This is a genomic window from Mycobacterium simiae (assembly GCF_008370645.1).
Classification (GTDB): domain Bacteria; phylum Actinomycetota; class Actinomycetes; order Mycobacteriales; family Mycobacteriaceae; genus Mycobacterium; species Mycobacterium simiae_A.
Map to the genome: position 1 here is coordinate 1 of NZ_VTZN01000108.1, position 18,650 is coordinate 18,650.

Annotated in this window: 16 protein-coding genes and 2 pseudogenes; 6 read left to right on the top strand and 12 right to left on the bottom strand. The window is 68.2% G+C overall.

Annotated elements, in window-relative coordinates:
- From F0Q45_RS16695 to F0Q45_RS16710, 4 genes and pseudogenes are all read left to right on the top strand, one after another.
- Positions 1-297, top strand: a pseudogene (locus F0Q45_RS16695) (PE-PGRS family protein); the annotation flags it as partial.
- A gap of 176 nt (positions 298-473) precedes the next feature.
- Complete coding sequence (locus tag F0Q45_RS16700; protein ID WP_149655000.1) at positions 474-773, top strand: hypothetical protein; 300 nt, start codon at positions 474-476, stop codon at positions 771-773.
- A 486-nt stretch (positions 774-1,259) separates the two neighbouring features.
- A pseudogene (locus F0Q45_RS27820) lies at positions 1,260-1,893 on the top strand (PE family protein); the annotation flags it as partial.
- Between the two features lie 148 nt (positions 1,894-2,041).
- On the top strand, positions 2,042-3,064 hold the full coding sequence (locus F0Q45_RS16710) for a PAS domain-containing protein (RefSeq protein ID WP_149655001.1): 1,023 nt from the start codon (positions 2,042-2,044) through the stop codon (positions 3,062-3,064).
- A 10-nt stretch (positions 3,065-3,074) separates the two neighbouring features.
- On the opposite strand, the gene F0Q45_RS16715 is transcribed toward F0Q45_RS16710, so the two are convergent.
- Genes F0Q45_RS16715 through F0Q45_RS16725 form a run of 3 tightly spaced genes read right to left on the bottom strand, consistent with a single transcriptional unit; the run spans position 3,075 to position 5,795 of the window.
- Positions 3,075-4,613 carry a radical SAM protein gene (locus tag F0Q45_RS16715; RefSeq protein WP_149655011.1) on the bottom strand — a complete coding sequence of 513 codons (1,539 nt, stop codon included), beginning with the start codon at positions 4,611-4,613 and terminating at the stop codon, positions 3,075-3,077.
- A gap of 13 nt (positions 4,614-4,626) precedes the next feature.
- Complete coding sequence (locus F0Q45_RS16720) at positions 4,627-5,013, bottom strand: hypothetical protein (protein ID WP_262491042.1); 387 nt, start codon at positions 5,011-5,013, stop codon at positions 4,627-4,629.
- Positions 5,013-5,795, bottom strand: a complete 783-nt coding sequence (locus F0Q45_RS16725; protein WP_149655002.1) for a prolipoprotein diacylglyceryl transferase — start codon at positions 5,793-5,795, stop codon at positions 5,013-5,015. Before F0Q45_RS16725 ends, F0Q45_RS16720 begins: the two co-directional genes overlap by 1 nt.
- A gap of 852 nt (positions 5,796-6,647) precedes the next feature.
- Between F0Q45_RS16725 and F0Q45_RS16730 the strand changes: the two genes are divergently transcribed.
- Entirely contained in the window at positions 6,648-9,872 is a 3,225-nt protein-coding gene (locus F0Q45_RS16730) for a PE family protein (RefSeq protein ID WP_149655003.1), read from the top strand.
- Positions 9,873-10,462: 590 nt separating this feature from the next.
- Here F0Q45_RS16730 and F0Q45_RS29405 read toward each other — a convergent pair.
- Genes F0Q45_RS29405 through ssd form a run of 7 tightly spaced genes read right to left on the bottom strand, consistent with a single transcriptional unit; the run spans position 10,463 to position 14,938 of the window.
- A complete protein-coding gene (locus F0Q45_RS29405) occupies positions 10,463-10,780 on the bottom strand; it encodes an Rv3654c family TadE-like protein (RefSeq protein WP_262491043.1) in 318 nt (105 codons plus the stop codon).
- A 16-nt stretch (positions 10,781-10,796) separates the two neighbouring features.
- On the bottom strand, positions 10,797-11,084 hold the full coding sequence (locus tag F0Q45_RS29410) for a TadE family type IV pilus minor pilin (RefSeq protein ID WP_306439447.1): 288 nt from the start codon (positions 11,082-11,084) through the stop codon (positions 10,797-10,799).
- A 35-nt stretch (positions 11,085-11,119) separates the two neighbouring features.
- Positions 11,120-11,311, bottom strand: a complete 192-nt coding sequence (locus F0Q45_RS16745) for a DUF4244 domain-containing protein (RefSeq protein ID WP_149655013.1) — start codon at positions 11,309-11,311, stop codon at positions 11,120-11,122.
- A 33-nt stretch (positions 11,312-11,344) separates the two neighbouring features.
- The gene (locus F0Q45_RS16750; protein ID WP_149655005.1) at positions 11,345-11,935 is read right to left on the bottom strand and encodes a type II secretion system F family protein; all 591 of its coding nucleotides are present in this window, start codon (positions 11,933-11,935) and stop codon (positions 11,345-11,347) included.
- A complete protein-coding gene (locus tag F0Q45_RS16755) occupies positions 11,932-12,729 on the bottom strand; it encodes a type II secretion system F family protein (RefSeq protein ID WP_188112995.1) in 798 nt (265 codons plus the stop codon). The genes F0Q45_RS16750 and F0Q45_RS16755 overlap by 4 nt, the downstream gene beginning before the upstream one ends.
- Positions 12,726-13,892 (bottom strand): TadA family conjugal transfer-associated ATPase, encoded by a 1,167-nt coding sequence (locus tag F0Q45_RS16760; protein WP_149655007.1) that lies wholly within the window; start codon positions 13,890-13,892, stop codon positions 12,726-12,728. Before F0Q45_RS16760 ends, F0Q45_RS16755 begins: the two co-directional genes overlap by 4 nt.
- The gene (gene ssd, locus F0Q45_RS16765; protein ID WP_149655014.1) at positions 13,889-14,938 is read right to left on the bottom strand and encodes a septum site-determining protein Ssd; all 1,050 of its coding nucleotides are present in this window, start codon (positions 14,936-14,938) and stop codon (positions 13,889-13,891) included. The genes F0Q45_RS16760 and ssd overlap by 4 nt, the downstream gene beginning before the upstream one ends.
- Positions 14,939-15,426: 488 nt before the next feature.
- Here ssd and F0Q45_RS16770 point away from each other — a divergent pair, with 488 nt between their 5' ends.
- Positions 15,427-16,284, top strand: coding sequence for an HAD-IB family hydrolase (locus F0Q45_RS16770; protein WP_149655008.1), 858 nt, complete (start codon positions 15,427-15,429; stop codon positions 16,282-16,284).
- Positions 16,285-16,780: 496 nt separating this feature from the next.
- Here F0Q45_RS16770 and F0Q45_RS16780 read toward each other — a convergent pair whose 3' ends face one another.
- Together F0Q45_RS16780 and F0Q45_RS16785 are read right to left on the bottom strand one after the other, a co-directional pair.
- Positions 16,781-17,506 carry an oxidoreductase gene (locus F0Q45_RS16780; protein ID WP_149655009.1) on the bottom strand — a complete coding sequence of 242 codons (726 nt, stop codon included), beginning with the start codon at positions 17,504-17,506 and terminating at the stop codon, positions 16,781-16,783.
- An 11-nt stretch (positions 17,507-17,517) separates the two neighbouring features.
- Positions 17,518-18,650, bottom strand: a 1,133-nt coding sequence (locus F0Q45_RS16785) for an ATP-binding cassette domain-containing protein (protein ID WP_149655010.1), incomplete at its 5' end; no start/stop codon positions are given.

The following is an 18,650-nucleotide window of genomic DNA, read 5'->3' on the forward strand; positions in this document are numbered from 1 at the left end:
GGAATCGGCGGTGACGGCACGGGCGGGGGCGGCCCCGTCGACGGTGGTGCTGGCGGCGCCGGAGGCACCGCCGGGCGGCTGCTGGGTACCGGTGGCGCCGGTGGTACCGGCGGCGAGGGCGGCGTCAACGCCTTCGGTGGGACTGGGGGGGCCGGTGGTGCCGGCGGTAACGCCGTGCTGATCGGCAACGGCGGCAACGGCGGCAACGGCGGGACCGGCCCGACGCCAGGTGCCCGCGGCACCCGCGGCATCGGCGGGTTGCTGCTGGGTGCGGACGGGATCGACGGGCTCCCGTAGGTTCACAATCGATCTTCACTGGCTCTCGGGACAGTCGCCGCCCCATAAGCAGTTGCCTGCAGAAACAAATTCCGACAGCCGCTGCGCGGCCGGTCAGCGGGATCCTCGCGGCAAGCAGCGCCTAGTTCTCATCCTTTGCACAGCCCGGTCACCGGCAGGGTGGCAACGCCGGCGCATTGTTGGGCCTGGGCGGAGTCGGCGGCGACGGCGGCATTGGCTACCAGGGCGATGGCGGGCGCGGCGGGACCGGTGGCAACGCCGGGCTTTTGGGCTTCGGTGGGGCCGGCGGTGCCGGCGGCGCCGGCGGCGCGGGGACAGGTTTCGGCGGGGCCGGCGCAGACACGGTGGTGATCGGCAACGGCGGCAACGGCGGTAACGGCGGGACGGGCCCGACGCCGGCCGCCGGTGGCCGCGGTGGTCGCGGTGGCGTGGGCGGCGTGGTGCTCGGCACGAACGGCATGGACGGGTTGCCGTAGTCGGCGGGTCTCGAAACACAATGGGTCAGCGCGAATTCAAGCGGTGAACTCATGCGGGTGAGCTGAGCGCCAGTGTTGGTTTGAGTGAATCCAGCGGATGGCGACCGACCCCTCGACGGTCGACCTCCACGGATCTGGGTCGTGGCGAACGCGGCGCAAATCAGATGCCGACGTGCCATGACGCAGCGCAGCGAACGGCCGCACGGACACAATCCGCTCGCAATCCCGATGTTTCGGGTGCAGCTGAAAACTACCCGGATGTGAGTTGGGTGCGCAAGTTGTAGAGCAAACTCGGTCGTCCTCGAAGATTCGCCACCGTCCCGGATTAACGCTATCGCCTGCCTGGATGGCCATCGCAGCGATCGCCGGTGGGCCCCCGTTGCGACCACCCGCGGCCGCCGCAAGAAACCGCAGCAACCTCGCGACAATACCTACCATGGCACCACCACCAGCGCGGAAGAGACAATGGACCGGTTGCCGCTGCCGGGCGTCGGCTTACCCGGTTCCACCACCGGCACCGGCGCAGGCGGCGGCACCGGCGCCTGGCGGGTTCGGCGACACAGGCGGAACCGGGGGAATCGGGGGAACCGGGGGGCTGTTCGGCACGGGGGGTGCCGGCGGTACCGGCGGAGGTGGCGCCCTCAACGGCGGGGCCGGCGGCACCGGCGGGGCCGGCATGTTCGTCGGCAACGGCGGCGCCGGCGGTAGCGGTGGGACAGGCGCGGTCAGCTTCAGCGGTGGGACCGGGGGGGCGGGCGGTCATGCAGGCCTTCTCGCCGGCAACGGCGGTACGGGCGGCGCCGGCGGCAACGGCGGCATACTCTACGGCAGCGGCGGCAACGGCGGCGCCGGTGGTGCCGGTGCCAACTCTGATGGCGGTGACGGCGGTGACGGCGGCATCCCCGGGCTGGTCGGCAACGGCGGCAACGGCGGAGCAGGTGGAGACAGCACGAATCAAGCCGGTAACGGCGGCACCGGCCGCAGCGCCAAGCTGATCGGAGACGGCGGCAACGGCGGCACCGGCGGTGCAGGCGTGCAGGGTGGCCAGAACGGCGCTGGCGGCCAAGCTGGCACCGGCGGACAACTGCTGGGCCAAGCCGGACTGGCCGGGACGCCCTGAAGCTCACCTACCGGCAGCGGAGCGTCTGCTCACTGGGCTGATCTGACGTGGTCGCCCGTAACTAATGCCCGCGCAACGGGATTCCCTTGATGGCACGATCAGTACCCGCAGCGTCGTGGCGATGTCTGGTGATCAGTACACTGCGCCTATGACCCACGACTGGTTGCTCGTGGAGACATTGGGGAACCAACCCGCGGTAGTAGCGCAAGGACGCCAGCTCAAAAACCTGGTTCCGATCACCAAATTCCTGCGCCGCAGTCCTTATCTCTCAGCGGTGAGCACCGCGATCGCCGAGTGCCTGCGCACCGGCCAGAGCCTCACCAGCATTACCCCCAAGAGCGACCGCGTCATCCGAACCGAACCGGTGGTGATGTCCGACGGTCGCATACACGGCGTACACGTATGGACCGGACTCGCCGACGAGGAGCCACCCGAGCGACCGGTCCCCGGCCCGCTGAAGTGGGACCTGACCCTCGGTGTGGCTACCGATACTCGAGAGTCGCTGGCCAACAGCGGCAAGAACCCCGATATCGAGGCCACCTACGGCAGGGCATTCGCCGAGGATCTGCCCCCACGCGAACTCAACCCGAACGAAACCAGGGTGCTGGCCATGATCGTCAAACCTGAGCCCGATCAAACGATGTGCAGCACTTGGGATCTCACTGATTGGCAGGGTAACCCAATCCGGATCGGTTTTACCGCCCGCAGTGCCCTGGAACCGGGACCAGATGGTCGCGACCACTTAGTTGCGCGGGCGATGAACTGGCGAGCCGAACGCCAGGGGTCGGCGGTACCGATCGACGGTTTGGCGCAGCGGATTCTTGACGGACTGGCGCAAGCCGGCGTCCACCGCGCCCTCGTCGACCTGAACACCTGGACGCTGCTGAAGTGGCTCGACGAACCCTGCCCCTTCTACGACTGGCGAGCCAACGAGCCCGACAAGCCGCGCGTGCATCCTGACGACCACGATCGCATCGCGGCAATGGCAGCCGAGTTCAGCAACGGGGCGACGAGCTCGGTTTTGCGGCTGACCGGGCACGACACCGCGTGGGTGCCGGTGCATGTCACGGTCAACCGCATCGAACTCGAGCCTGAGACCTTCGCCGGGCTGATCTCGCTGCGGTTGCCCACCGCGGAGGAGCTCGCCGACGCAGGTCTGCCCAGACCCTGAACGTGCACGCTCAACTCACCACGGGGAGTAACCGATCGGCAGCCACCGACAGGCGCTGCCGGGCCAGCTGGGGCCAGGCCTGGACGGCGCAGAAGGGCGCGCACTGATCCTGCGACGAGCGGGTCCCGACATGCACGCAGCACTGCAGCAGCCGCTCTTCGATCATCGTCGAAATATCCATAAACGGCTTGACGGTGATCCGTACTACCCGCTCGCCGAGTAGGCGCCGCAGCTGACGCCGTCGGCCGGGCACTGCGTCGGACGCCAGGGCCAGCAACGTCGGCATGCCCAGATCACAGTTGTCGCAAATCAGCCGCCACACCTGCGACATCGTCGGGTGCGATAACGACGATTGCTCCGAGAGCAGCCCCAGCAACGACTCACGCACGGCTAGCCGCAACTCGCGCGGAATATCGCTGTCGGCGATACGGTTTGCCACCAGGCCCAGCTTGTCCTTGAGGTTGTCGTGTCCAATCACAGCGACCAGGGATCGCCATCGGCCACCGTCGTCGCGCAGCAGGTAGCCCACTGAGCAGCAGTGCGGGTGCGAGCACGGCAGCGCGGTCAGATCCCGCCACGTCACCAGGTCGTTGGTTTGCGGCCCCAGCCGCTTGAGCACACCCGTATGCGTGAGACGATCCTCCCGGTCCACGAATGCCACCCGGCCTGAATCGAATTGAGGCTGAATGCAGACACCGCCGACATAGGGGGTTTGCAAGGCCAGCCGAACCACGTCGCCGATCTCACCGTCGTTGACGCCCAGGGATGCCGTCATCACCAGGGTGGTGAAGATCTCGCGCTCCGAAAGACGCTGCAGCGCATCCTGCTTGATGCGGCGCAGATCCCCGCCGCGATGTATTCGGTGCGCGACCGCCGACAGCCCGTCAAACTGCAAGTACACCTCGACGCGCGCCCGATATTCGGCCAGCAGATCCAACAGAGCATCGTCGTGCGCAATACGTAAGCCATTGCTGTTCAATAGTATTCGGGTTATCGGTCGGTCGCTGAGCGCTGCCAGCAGCTCCGGCAGCTGGGGGTGCAGGCTGGGTTCGCCGCCGCTGAGCATCAGCACGTCGAGCCGGCCGTTCTCGCGGATGAGACGTTGATCGACGTTGGCCAGCACATCGGCCACGGCGACCACGTTGCGTAGGTCGGGCGAGGAATCGGCAAAACACGTCGGGCAACGTAGGTTACAGGTCTCGGCAATATCTTCCAGCAGGATGCAGGTGTGTTGTGTCTGCATCTGCGGCAGACCCCGCAAATAGGCCGAGGGAATTGGGTCGAAGTTACCCGGCGCGTCCGGCCCATGCACCTTGGTCGGAGCCGTCCATTCCTCAAGGTAAGCGAGGATCTCCGGGTCTTCGTCGTACAACGTGCGGATCAGCCCGTGTGCCGGACAGCCACGCTCCAGCCAGACCTGCCCGTCGCGTTCGGCCAGCCAGCCGCTCAACCGCACCACCTGAGGCAACGGCCGATCTGGCTCCGCGGCGTGGCAGTGCGGGCAGAATGCGTTGACATAGCGATGGATCCGGTCACCTCGCAAGCCCATGCCGGCCATTTCGCTATCCATACAACACCGGATTCAAGCCGGTGCAGTAGCCCACCGTGACAATGGACGTGAGCGCCCAGCCGATCATCAATCCCATGCCTATCCCCCTGGCCCATGGGTCACGAACAGTGACCAGCGCGCCGCCGGCGCCGAATGCGATCAGCGCTAGTGCGCTCGCGCCTGCGATCACAGCCGTATTTGGCCTGATGGCTTCGGCGAGCCCGAAGACCACCATAAGTCCGACAACCACATTTATTGCGACATAGATCATTGCCCCCACGACAGCTGCCGCGAAAATCTCTCCGCCGGACCTGCGGGGCGGCGGCTGCCAATAGCCCGGTGGCGGCCAATTCGACGGATCCCCACCTTGCGGTGGCACATCCGGAGGTAGGTTGGTCACTAGGGCACCGCTTGCCGCTTGAGCACTATGTCGTAGTAGCCGCGCCGGTAGCCGTAGCCCAACCGCACCGCAATAAGAAGCAGCGACGGCAACAGAAACCATTGCGGCCGGGTCAAACTCAGCCACACGGTTTCGTTGGCCCGGGTGAATTCGACGAAGAAACGGAACACCGCGTAGCCCGCCACGTAGAGCACGAAGAGCTCCCCCGGGTGCGGCACCCGACTGCGCAGCCACAACAACACCACGAATGTGGCCAACTGAAAACCGATCTCGTAGAGAAACGACGGATGCATCGCGGCGCCGGTGAGACAGCCTGGACATTTCGGCGTGGTGACCGGAGCATGGACTCCCCAGGGTAGCCCGGTCGGCCGTCCGGGAGCTTCGGTGAGGTGGCAGCCGATGCGGCCCACCGCCATCCCCAACGCCACCGCGGGCGCGAACAGGTCGCCGGTCTTGCCGGTATAGCCGCCGATCCGCTTAGCGATCAACACGCCTAGGTAGGCCCCCAGCAAACCACCCAAGATACTGCGGGACCCGAATTCCCACGCCTGCAACAGGGTCCGGTTGAGCCGGAGGTCGACGTGCTCGGCCCACCCCGATAGCCGCGTACCGATGGCACCACCCACTAGCGCACCGGTGACCGCCACCAGCGATTGGTCGTTAACGGCACCGCGACGGCGTGCTTCGGCGGTAAACACCAGCGCAGCAACCAGCACACCTAGTCCTACGAACACGCCATGAACTGGCAGTACCACTGGCCCGACCCGCCATTGCGGAACCACCTCGACAGCCTATCGGGATCGCTCGTCAATGGGCCCAGTCCGGCCGCTAGCGGATGCGGTGGGCATGGCAGCAGCCCTCAGCCGCGGCCGTCCCATGCAGCTCCGACGCCAACGCGCACCATCCCCCAAAAGACGGCGTAAACACTCGGGCGGCAAATCCCGGCCACCGTTTAGCGTACGCCGGGTAGCCGCGCCCTCGATTATCGGGATGTCCTGACGCCCGGCGGTTATGTGGCATGCGTTGAAAATTTCACTCAACACCGGCGGTAAATCCAGTTTGTCAAATTCATGTACACGCGGCCTCATGCGCTATCCTACCCCGCAAATCGGACGACAATGTTGCCGGGAACTCACGGTAATGCAGGTAGCTGTCAAAAGCATCGATACCGGGGAATTGTAACGATATAATCACGACCATTTTCGGCCTGCACGATGGCCGGGCCCAACGGCCAGGGCGGGCCGCTGCGCATGATCAAGTCGGACAGCCCGCCGTCGCCCCTCAGGCGCTGTTTTATCTTGCCGGGCCCTTCGGCCGCCTCAGCGATGTTACGCAGGTCGAGGGTCGGGTCGGCAAGCAGATCAGGCAACTCAGGTTACGGGTCCGGCCCCGTCGATCGGGCTGATGACTAACATTCCAAGGCGCCTAATCCCAACCTAATCCCCGAGCCCCGCGGCGACATTCGGCAATGCGGGAAGCGATGGCTTTCAATTTGTATAGCACTTTTACATTTGGGCCTTCATACAGCTATCGATCGGACCCATGAATTTTCCCAAATATCTCGCATCGCCGGGGTTGTAGCAATTAGAGTTCGTTCACGTTTGCACTACCCGCCACGATCGTGAGGAAAGCACATGTCATATGTGATAGCGACACCAGAGTTATTGAACGTGGCCGCTACGGACCTGGCCAAGATTGGATCCGCAATTAACCAAGCGACCGCGACGGCGGCGGCCCCGACCGTCTCCGTGGCCGCTGCTGCTGCCGACGAAGTGTCGGCACAGATCGCGGCGCTGTTCGGCGCACACGGCCAGGCATATCAGACCTTGAGCGCCCAGGCTGCGGCATTTCACGAGCAGTTCGTACGCACCTTGACCACCGGCGCGGGCGCCTACGCCAGCGCCGAAGCCGCCAGCCAGTCGCTGCTCAACCTGGTCAACGCGCCCACTCAGGCCCTGGTAGGCCGCCCACTGATTGGCAACGGCGCCAACGGGGCACCGGGCACCGGAGCCAACGGCGGCGACGGCGGGATTTTGATCGGCAACGGCGGCGCCGGAGGGTCGGGCACCAACGCTGCCAATGGCGGACCCGGCGGCAGGGGCGGGGCTGCCGGCCTGCTACTCGGTACACCCGGCACCGGCGGCGCCGGCGGTCTGGGAACCATCGGCGCGGGTGGGGCCGGCGGTCAAGGCGGGGCCGCCGGGCTGTTTGGCGTCGGCGGAACCGGCGGCGCCGGCGGGCTTGGCGCCACCAAAGGTGGGGCCGGCGGCGCCGGTGGCGCCGGACTGCTCGGCGCCGGCGGGCTCGGCGGCGCCGGCGGGGATGGGGCCCAGGCTGGGACCGGGGTCGGCGGGACCGGGGGGGCCGGTGGAGCCAGTCTCCTGTTCAGCAACGGCGGAACCGGCGGGGCCGGCGGGGATGGGCAAGTACTAGGCGGGGTCGGCGGAGTCGGCGGTAACGCCGGGGCGTTATACGGTGACGGCGGCGCCGGCGGCAACGGCGGGCTCGGCGGGCCCGTCGGTGCTACCACCGGCGGGGCCGGTGGAGCCGGGGGGAACGCCGGCTGGCTCTACGGCAACGGCGGCGCCGGCGGCACCGGGGGCGTCGCCACCGCTCTCGGCGGGGTCGGCGGGGCGGGCGGCAACGCCGCCGCCCTGTTTGGCACCGGCGGGGCCGGTGGTGCGGGCGCGGCCAGCTTCAACACCGGCGGCGCGGGCGGCATAGGCGGTAAGGCCGGAGCACTGGTTGGCGCCGGCGGGGCCGGCGGGGCCGGCGGCCTTGGCCGAGACGCTGGCGGGGGCGCCGGCGGCAAAGGCGGCAACGGCGGCGTGTTCTACGGCGACGGGGGCGCCGGCGGCGCCGGTGGCGTCGGTTTGGGCACGACGGGCGGAGTCGGCGGAGCAGGCGGCAACGCCGCCACGCTGCTCGGCAACGGCGGCACGGGCGGCAATGCCGGTATCGGCGGCATCGCGGGCGCGGCCGGCGGCAACGGCGGCAACGGCGGCGGGCTCGCCGGCTCCGGTGGGGCCGGCGGCAACGGCAGCAGCGGCATCACCGCTGGCGCCGGCGGCAACGGCGGTAACGCCCTCGGCCTCTTCGGCGACGGCGGAACCGGCGGCAACGCTGGCACCAGCCCAGGTGGACCAGGCAGCGCGACGGCCAACGGCGGGGCCGGCGGCAGGGCGGCGCTGATCGGCAGCGGCGGCAACGGCGGTGCCGGCGGGTACGGCGAGGGGATTACCGGCGGTAATGGCGGCAAAGGCGGTGACGGCCAATTGTTCGGCACCGGCGGCAACGGCGGAAATCCCGGCCTGGGCACCCCAATGGGCGCAGCCGGCGCCAAAGGCGCCCCCGGGCTGGCCACCTCCAACCAAGCGGTGCTGAATGCCATCAACGCACCTACTCAGGCGCTGTTTGGACGCCCGCTGATCGGCAATGGCGCCAATGGCGCTCCGGGCACCGGGGCAAACGGCGGAGCTGGCGGGATCTTGATCGGTAACGGTGGTGCCGGCGGGGCCGGACCCAACGGTGCTGACGGCGGCTTCGGCGGCAACGGCGGGGCCGCCGGGCTGCTGTTCGGCACCGCCGGCACCGGTGGCGACGGCGGTATCGGATTGGGACCGGCCAGCATCGGCGGGCTCGGCGGGGCCGGCGGGGCCGGCGGTCTATTCAGCGCTGGCGGCACCGGCGGCACCGGCGGGGTGGGCGCCGTCGTCGGTGGGGCGGGCGGCACCGGCGGCGCCGCACTCTTGGGTCAAGGTGGCAGCGGAGGCACCGGTGGGCTATCTATCGCCACCGGAGGCAAGGGCGGCATTGGCGGCGGCAGCGTCTTGTTCGGGCACGGCGGAGCCGGCGGCGCCGGCGGGTTAGGCGCTAATGTCGGCGGGGCCGGCGGGGGTGGCGGCTCCGCGGGCGTTTTCTATGGCAACGGCGGTGCCGGCGGTGCCGGGGGTGCGTCTGGCAGTCCTGGCGGGACGCTCGGCGGGGCCGGCGGTGTCGGCGGCAACGCCGGGCTCTTCTTCGGCACCGGCGGGGCCGGCGGGGCCGGCGGTGTCGGCGACACCCAGGGGGGCGCCGGCGGGCTCGGCGGGAACGCGGCCACCCTGTTTGGCACCGGCGGAGCCGGTGGAGCAGGCGGCATCAGCCCGAACGCTGGAGGGGTCGGTGGAGCCGGCGGCAACGCAGGGGCGCTCGCTGGCACCGGCGGGGCCGGCGGGGCCGGCGGGCTCGGTGTCGGTCTCGGCGGCGGTGGCGGTGGTGCTGGCGGCGCCGGCGGCAATGCCGGGCTGTTCTACGGCACCGGCGGGGCCGGCGGGTCCGGCGGGGGCGGCACCAACGCTAACGGCGGGGCCGGCGGGGCCGGTGGCAGGGCCGCCGTCCTCTTCGGCACCGGCGGGACCGGCGGGGACGGCGGATTCGCCGAACTGACCGCCGGGGCGGGCGGTACCGGCGGAAACAGCGGTGCTCTGGCCGGCTTCGGCGGGTACGGCGGTCACGGCGGCGACGGCGTCACGACCGGCGGAGCCGGCGGTGCCGGCGGCAACGCCCTCGGCCTCTTCGGCGACGGCGGCGCCGGCGGCAACGGCGGCTACAGTGGCAGCAAAGCGACCGGTGCGGGTGGTGTCGGCGGGGCTGGCGGTAAGGCCGCACTGATTGGCGACGGCGGTAATGGCGGCGCGGGCGGCATCAACCTGGGAGGTAAGGCCGGTGGCAGCGGCGGTCGGGGCGGCGACGCCCAGTTCGTCGGGATGGGCGGCAACGGTGGTAATCGCGGCGAGTTGGGCGTCCCACCAGGCGCAGTCGGCGCCGGCGGCACCGGCGGCAGTCTGATCGGGCAGAACGGGCAAAGCGGAAAGTGATCGTGCTGCAGGGTTCCACGCCCGCGCGTGTTCATCGCGGAACACTCTGGGGTCGGCGGTAGCCAAAGCCGGCCGGCGTCGCACCCCGGCGAGCCGGCGGGCAGCCTTCCGGACACAAGCGGTCCGCACGAGTTCACAGCAGCGGATGTCTGGCGTGAAGTAGCGGAATCAGCGGCTGCGCAATTACGGGAGCCACACTGTTAAGTCTGTTAAAGACTCGGAAAATTGTCAGCGGACGACTAGTTCCTGCGCCTTCGGTCTAGGCCATGGCCAACGGTGCCAGGCGTTATCTGGCCCGTGGGGAAGGAACTGATTAGGGGCGGCGACGCGGCCTGGCGAGCAACGGTGCCACGCTCACCACAGCCAACGCTGCCGTCACCTACGGCGAATTTGGGGCGCCGGCGGTAGTGGGCGGCATGCTCGATGGCGACGGAGGCCCCGAGGGGAAGGCAGCGCCGAACGATCCGCCGCCAATGCAGGCGATTCTGGCGGACAGGGGGCAAGGCCGGGTGGCTCGGCCTCAGCGGCGCCGGCGATCAGCTGCGCCAACCCAACGCCATGAACGGGTTGGCGTAGCGCCGCGATGTGTCTCAGTCTCGGGCACCCTCGACTGGCCCAGCCCGAGCGGCGGCCCTTGCAGTGCCAGGGAACCCGACAGGTACTTCGACCGTGACGACCACATCAAGGCCCTGCACCCCGCACTGAACGCCGCCGATCCGCATCGCGCGCGCCACGGCCGTCGCACTGGCGCACGCCGCAGCAGGCCCGTGTGGTAGCCGCGCCGCGGCGGCCAACGCGGCAAGGTCGGCCGCCGCTTGCGCACGGTGACGTGCCACCGCAACCGCGCCCAGATAGGCGCCCGCGGCTGTGACGAACAGCAGCACAGCAACCATCGAAACCGCCAGCACGGTGGCCGAGCCAGCATCATCGCGGCTCCGCAGCCGCGACCGCCTGGGCGGAAATGCCCAAGGCGGGCAATAGTTTTGAGCGAGCGACGACCGAAGCGACCCAGTACTGGCCGTCCCGGCGCAGGTAAACCTGAGCCGCAGGCGGTGCAATCCGGCGAGCGACCTCGCTAGCCGAACGTTCGTCACCACGCGCAGCCAGTCGAGCGGCCTCGCGGGCCGCGTCGGTGCATCGCAATTGCATTGATAACGCGGTGATTGCGGCCATGCACAGCACCAGAACCACAACCAGAGTGACGATCGCCAGAGCGGCCTCGACGGTGCTCGATCCGGCACTCGACGCTAAGCCTTGGTGCTCAGCGCCCGACCGATGATGTGGTTGAGCGCCGACACCACCGAATCGCCGGTGACGACCGTGTAGAGGATGGCGCCAAAGGCCGCCGCCGCGATAGTCCCGATGGCGTATTCGACGGTTGACATACCCGACTCGTCGGTCGCCAGCAGCTCCATCCGCGCCAGCACCACTCGAAACATGTTTTTCACCAATGGATTCCTTTCCTTGCGGCTTCACAGCAGACCCGAATCAAATACTTTTCCAGCCAGCCCGGCCACCACCGGGATAATGCCCAGGCACACAAACGCCGGCAGAAAACACAGCCCCAGCGGACCGGCTATCAGCACCCCAGCACGTTCGGCGGCTGCAGTAGCTGCATGCGCAGCATCGCGGCGCGACTGCGCCGCCAGTTCGGCGACGCCGTCGGCCAGCGCCGCGCCCGAGGACGCCGAACATCGCGCCAACCGCAGCAGTGCCTCGGTGTGCGTGTCGAGCGAGCGAGCTGGCAAGCCGGGCGGCGCCGACCACGCCACCGAAGGGTCGGCCCCGAGCCCCAACAGGTCAGCAGCCCGGGACAACAGCTGCGCCAGTCGCGCCGGTGCAGCGGCGGCCGTCGCGGCCGCAGCCGCAGCTACCGCCATGCCCGCTGCCAGGCACACCGCCAGCACATCCAAACTAGACGCGAAGGCCAGCGGATCACGGCCCACTGCCGGCCGCGTCGGCAGTCTGCGCCCGCGCGACGGCGTCCGCGCGCGTGATCGAACCACCGCCGGGCCGGCGCCGACCAACAACGCCAAGGCCAGCAGTAGCGCCGCGGTACTCATGCTGCCACCCGATCGGTGATCTGGTCCGCCCACATCAGCCCGCCGCAAGCCAGCACTACCCCAACGACGAGCAGCCAACCACCCGCATACCCGTTGAACAAGAAGCGCAGTGGCTGAGCTCCGATCAGTTCACCGAGCAGCACCCCCAGCACCGGCAGACCCGCCAGAATATTCGCGGTGGCGCGGGCTCCGGCCAAACCAGACCTCACACCCTCCGAGAAGCGTTGCCGTTCAACGATATCGCGCTGTGCGGCCCGCATCAGCCTGGCGATCGCCAGGCCATGCTGGGTGGCGAGTTCCCAGTACACCGCCAGACGCTGCCACGGCGCGGATAAGGCCGACAGTCGGGCCGCCTCGCGTAGGCCGCCGGCAACGTCAGCGCCCAATTGGGCGCGTGCCGCCACGGCGCGCATGGATTCGGCCACCACGCCGGCAGTTTCGTTGGCGGCGACGCTGAACGCCCGCACCGGATGCGCGCCCACCCGCAGCTCCCCCACCAACACATCAAGCGCGGCTTCCAGCGCCTGAGCCTCGGCAGTGCCGCGCTCGCGCCTACGGCGGCGACGGTAACGCAGGATCGCGGTAGAACCGACCACCGCGACAGCCAATGCTGTCGTCAACGGCAACACCACGGCCAAGACCACCATGCAGGCCGCCACCAGCCAAGCCGCCCATCGCAGCGACCATCTCCGACGGGCAGCGCCAACAGCTGTGACAAGCCGGCGCCTGGGCGACAACGGCAGCACCGCGAGCGCCGAAGCCAACATCAGCGCCGCAACCGACGAGCCGTTCACACTGCCATCCGGAATCGCAGCATGCGGCTCAGATCGGCAGCGTGATCGGTCATTCCGCGGTCGGCGTGCCATGCGGTCACCGCCTGGACCAAGCCGCTATCGGTGCTGCGCAGCACGGCAATTTCGCTGAGGCGGCGTCGCCCGGCCGGGTCACGCGCGACGTGCAGGAGCACCTGAACCGCCGCAGCGAGCTGACTATGCAGCGCCGCTCGCTCCAGACCGCCCAGCGCACCCAACGCCTCCAAGCGCGCGGGAACCTCACCCGGGTTGTTGGCGTGCACGGTGCCGGCGCCGCCGTCATGGCCGGTGTTCAAGGCCGCTAGCAGGTCCACGACCTCAGCTCCCCTGACCTCACCGACGACGATGCGGTCGGGCCGCATCCGCAGCGCCTGCCGGACCAGTTGGCGCACCGTAACCTCACCGGCCCCTTCGACATTCGCGCACCGCGCGACCAGTTTGACCAAGTGCGGATGCCGAGGCGCCAGCTCGGCGGCGTCCTCCACGCAAATGATCCGCTCGGACGCCGAAACGGCACCCAACATGGCAGCCAAGAGCGTTGTCTTTCCAGCGCCGGTACCCCCGCACACCAGGAACGCCAGGCGCGCGGCAATGATGTTGCCGACCAGCTCGGCGGCTTGCGGCGCGATCGCCCCCGCGGCGATCAACGCCGCCAGATCCTGAGTAGCGGGCCGGAGTACCCGCAGCGATAAACACGTGCCCTCGGCCGCTACGGGCGGCAACACCGCGTGCAACCGCACTGCGAGCCGACCTGCGCCGATCCCGCTCAGCTGCCCGTCCACCCACGGTTGAGCATCATCGAGCCGTCGCCCCACGGCCACGGCCAGCCGTTGCGCCAGGCGCCGCACCGCCGCCTCGTCGGCAAATCGAATCTCGCTGCGTCGCAGACCGGTTCCGTCGTCAACCCATACCGCGTCGGGCGCGGTGACCAGCACGTCGGTGGTCCCCTCGGCGCACAGCAGCGGCTCGAGAATCCCGGCTCCGGTCAGTTCGGTTTGCAGCACGCGAAGGTTGGCGAGCACCTCGGTGTCACCCAGTATTCCGCCGGATTCGGCTCGTATCGCTGCGGCAACCACATTGGGCCGCAGCGGGGCGGATTCTGTTGCCAGGCGCTCGCGGACACGTTCGATCAGCGGCCCGCTCACGCCGCCCGACCATTCTGCCGTGCGCTGGCATGCAGCACAGTCAGCACCCTGCGGGCAGCTCCCGCCAACGCCGATCGCGGGCGCAATCGCAAACCACCGTGTTCCAGTTGCTCGACAAGCCGGGGTTGAGCCCTCGCTGACGCCAGCAGCGGCACCCCGGTGATGTCGGCGACCTCGACGGCCCGCAACCCGCCGGGCGACGGACCGCGCACCACCAATCCCACGTTTGGATTGATCACTTTTAGCACCGGAGCGATTGTGGCGGTGGCCGCGCAGGCCCGCACGCTGCTGGGGCAGACCAAAACGACAAGATCCGCCGCGTCCAGCGCGGACTGGGTGGCATCGGTCAGACGACGGGGAAGGTCGCAGACCACCGTGGCTCCCCCTCGCCGACCGGCGTCGACGACCGCGTCGACCGGCCCGGCGTCCAGCTCATGACTGCGCCGGGTGCCGGAGAGGATGCTGATCCCCCGATGGCGAGGCAGCGCCTCACGCATGGCCGACCAATGCAGCCGACCAGTTTGCAGGGCCAGATCTGGCCAGCGCAGGCCAGGTGTCGTTTCGCTACCGACCAGCAGATCGATGCCGCCACTCCATGGATCGAGGTCCACCAGTAACGCCTCGGCGGCCGCCTGGGCCAGGGCTACCGCGAACAGCGAGGCTCCGGCGCCGCCGCAGCCCCCGATGACGGCGACCGCATCGCCGCGGACGCTGTCGGTGCGCGCCGATTCGGCAGCTTCGGCGAGTTCGCGGATCAGGTCATGCTCTTGTTCGGGCAGCCGCAACACATGCTCAGCGCCGACCCCAATGGCTGCCGCCCAGATCGCTGTGACCGCTTCGCCGCCGGTCAGCACCGTGACATGGGCGCGCCGCGGCGGAGCTGATTGACCGTACCGCTCGGCCGCTGTCTGGTCGAGCACCACGGCCGCGGCTGCCGACCATGTCTTCCTGCTCACCGGGTCTGGCCCGTCGCCATGCACGACCCGAAGGCCGACGGCCGCGGCTACCCGCTCCAGCTCGTCGCGCAATCGCTGGTCGGTCAACAATGCCAGCACACCGGCGCTAAAAGCGTTGGTCACCCATCTACCGTGCGGCTAGCCCGGCGTGTGCCACTAGTGCCCACGCCCAATTTGTGGATAGAGACGCAGCTGTGCACAATCGGGCTACCCGACAGCTAGGGAGGGGCTCGGAGACGAGTCTTGGCTAGTATCTCCGCAACGCATTATGAGCCGACCAAAACGGCGCGCAGTGGGAATTTTTACCCCTTAAAAGGGACGACCCCCGCCAGGGGGGGAGGAGGCGGAGGTCGTCGTGCTTCAGCCCCGGGGGGTCGGGCTGATGCACCCTCGGCTCAGCGGCCGAGTAATGCTTACTATACACATGCCAGACTAGATTGACGCAAGTACTGCTTTTCGATTCAAAATACGGCCTGAGCCGTGCAAACGTAGTCGTCAGATCGACAACATTTGTTGTCAGAACACCCGTTTTGGGTGTGCAATCAGAGCCGCACAACCCCCCGACCTATGCTGGGCTGGTGACCGTCCCGGACTCGGCCGCGCAGCAGCAAACCCCACCCCAACCGGCCGGAGCGCCCGCTCCGCGGGTTCGCACTGCTGCGTTTTTCGACCTTGATAGGACCATCATCGCCAAGTCCAGCACACTGGCGTTCAGCAAACCTTTCTTCGCTCAAGGTTTACTCAATCGCCGCGCCGTGCTCAAGTCCAGCTATGCGCAATTCATCTTCCTGCTGTCCGGCGCCGACCATGACCAAATGGACCGCCTGCGCGCCCACATGACCAACATGTGCACCGGTTGGGACGTGGAACAAGTGAAGTCGATCGTCAACGAGACGCTGCACGACATCATGACACCGCTCGTGTTCGCCGAAGCTGCCGATCTCATCGCCGGCCACAAGCTGTGTGGCCGTGACGTCGTTCTAGTCTCCGCTTCCGGCGAAGAGATCGTGGCCCCGATTGCCCGGGCACTGGGCGCCACGCACGCGATGGCGACCCGAATGGTCATCGAGGACGGTAAGTACACCGGTGAAATCGCGTTCTATTGCTACGGCGCAGGCAAGGTACAGGCGATCCGCGAGCTGGCTGCCCGTGAGGGTTACCCGCTGGAACATTGCTACGCCTACTCCGATTCCGTTACCGATCTGCCGATGCTCGAGGCGGTCGGCCACCCCTCGGTGGTCAACCCGGATCGCGGCTTGCGCAAGGAAGCGATCGAGCGCGGTTGGCCCGTGTTGTCGTTCTCCCGAACGGTGTCATTACGAGACCGTATTCCGGCACCGTCGGGTGCAGCGATAGCCACCACTGCCGCGGTGGGCGTCAGTGCGCTGGCTGCCGGAGCGGTCAGCTACGCGCTGCTGCGTCGTTTCGCGTTCTAAATCCGGGCTGTGGAGCGTGGCCCTCGGGCTAGCTCCGGCGTAACAACCACACCAATGGTCCCTGCAGCAAACGCTAGAGCGCACCACCAAAAGCTGTTGCACAACTTTCACGCAATTAGGCCTTGCTGTGCTCAAGCTCCAGTAGTAGAAATGGAGGCACGGAAGCCCGGTGAGGCCAAGGTCGATCCGGAAGAGAAGGTTCGTTCTCCCGACCCGGGCGCCCAGCACGGTTCCCGGCACCCACGCGGAGTCATAGCCGCGATAATGGCAGAAGTGTTGCGGGCCTGCGTAATTGCGAAGTGCAGACGGTACCGACGGCCCCTTGGGTGGGGCTGCAGCTAGAAGCGTCGCAAACGCGCCGAGGCCAACCCACGCAGCCCAGAAAGTGCACGCTTGGTAACCGAGAGCCGTGTTGGCGGGCGGCGATCCGAATACCTTCGGTCGCCGCCCGCTTTGCATTTTTGAATCAATTACTCTGGCAGTGCGCCAGCTATTTTCATCCCGCAGCCGCGGCAATCGTCTGAGCCTCTTGAGCGCCTGCTTCCATCGCCCGGCAACACAACACCAGCCAGGCCGCCACACCATCCGGCGTGCCCTCGGCGAATCCGCGCGCGGCGTCGCGGTATCCCGCCGGGTGGCGCATCCAACTCACCTCCGGAACCCCGAGCCCATGCGGGTCCAGTCCGGCGGCGATCGTCACCAGCCGCGAAACCCCGCGCGCCACCACACCGTCGGCGCTGCCGAAAGGCTGCAACGTCAACAGTTCTCCGTGTGCGACCGCCGCCACCACCGGCCCCGACGCCCGAGTCGGCCGAGTAACCGTATCCACGAGCAACTCCAGACGGACCCCAATCCCGGAGTCGGCCCGGGGGCGGCCCAACCGGTCGGCAGCGACCAAGTCGGCGGCCGCCAGCATGTGCAGGCGAGCCAGCGCCTGCAGCGGCGCCTTCTGCCAGACACCAACCAGCGGGCCTTCGCCGCCTTCGAGCGCGTCCGCCACCCGCAGCGCTCCCCCGAACACCGGATTGCTCATCACTGGATCGCCACCGTCGAGCACCGAGGAGGCCCGCGCTGCGCGCAGTGCCGCTTCGGCGGCGGTGACCGGCCAGCGGCGCAGGTTGGCCCGGTGTCGGTGGGCCCGGCCCAACTCCGCACGCGCACAATCGCTGGCCTCGGGCACACCGGGGAGCTCCATCAACCGAGCCAGCGGGTCAGGCGTCACAGGTTGCCAACTTAGTCTGAAGCTGTCCGGGCGCCGGGAATGGCGTCCAGCAACTGCAGCGTGTACTCGTGGCGCGGCTGGCTGAAGACTTCCTCGGTGGTGGCATGTTCTACTACCCGCCCCGCACGCATCACCAACACGTCATCGGAGATCTGACGGACGACGGCCAGATCGTGGCTGATGAATAAGTACGTCAACCCCAGACTGGCCTGCAACTCGGAAAGCAGGTCCAAAATTTGTGCCTGCACCAGTACGTCGAGCGCCGAAACCGCCTCGTCGCACACCAGCACCTCAGGCCGCAACGCCAAGGCCCGGGCAATCGCAACCCGTTGCCGTTGACCACCGGACAGCTCACGTGGCAGCCGGCCCAGCACCGACGACGGCAGCGCCACCTGGTCCACCAGGTCGCGCACCGTCTGGCGACGCTGTCTGCGGTCCCCGATCCGGTGGACACGCAAGGGTTCCTCGATGGCGCGAAACACCGAATATCTGGGATCCAGGCTGCTGTAGGGGTTTTGGAACACCGGCTGTACCCGACGGCGAAAGGCCAGAGCCTGGGCCCGGTCCAGCCCACCGACCCCCACGCCGTCGAAAACCACTGTGCCGGACGTTGGCTGCAGCAAACCGAGCACCATGCGCGCCAGTGTCGACTTGCCGGATCCGGATTCGCCGACGACGGCAAGGATGCTTGCCCGCCGCAGCCGAAACGACACCGCGTCGACGGCCCGAAACTCCGCCCGCCGCCACGGCGCGCCGCGAGATTCTCGGTAGGACTTGGTCAGCTCCGAGACGACCAGAAGATCATCGGCTTTCTTGGCCACCTGCGTCCGGACCCGCGCCGAATTCCGGACCGTCAACGACGGGGCTGCGGCGACCAGTCGCCGCGTGTACTCATGCCGAGGATTTCGCAAGATATCCTGTGCCGAACCGGATTCCACCACCGCGCCGCCGTTGACGACCACCACCGACTCGGCCCGTTCAGCGGCCAGCGCCAGATTGTGGGTGATCAGCAGCAGCGCGGTGCCCTGCTCGTCGGTAAGCCGTTGCAGATGGTCGAGGACCTGACGCTGCACGGTGACGTCCAACGCCGATGTTGGCTCGTCAGCGATCAACAGCCGCGGCCGGCCCGCCAGGCCGATGGCGA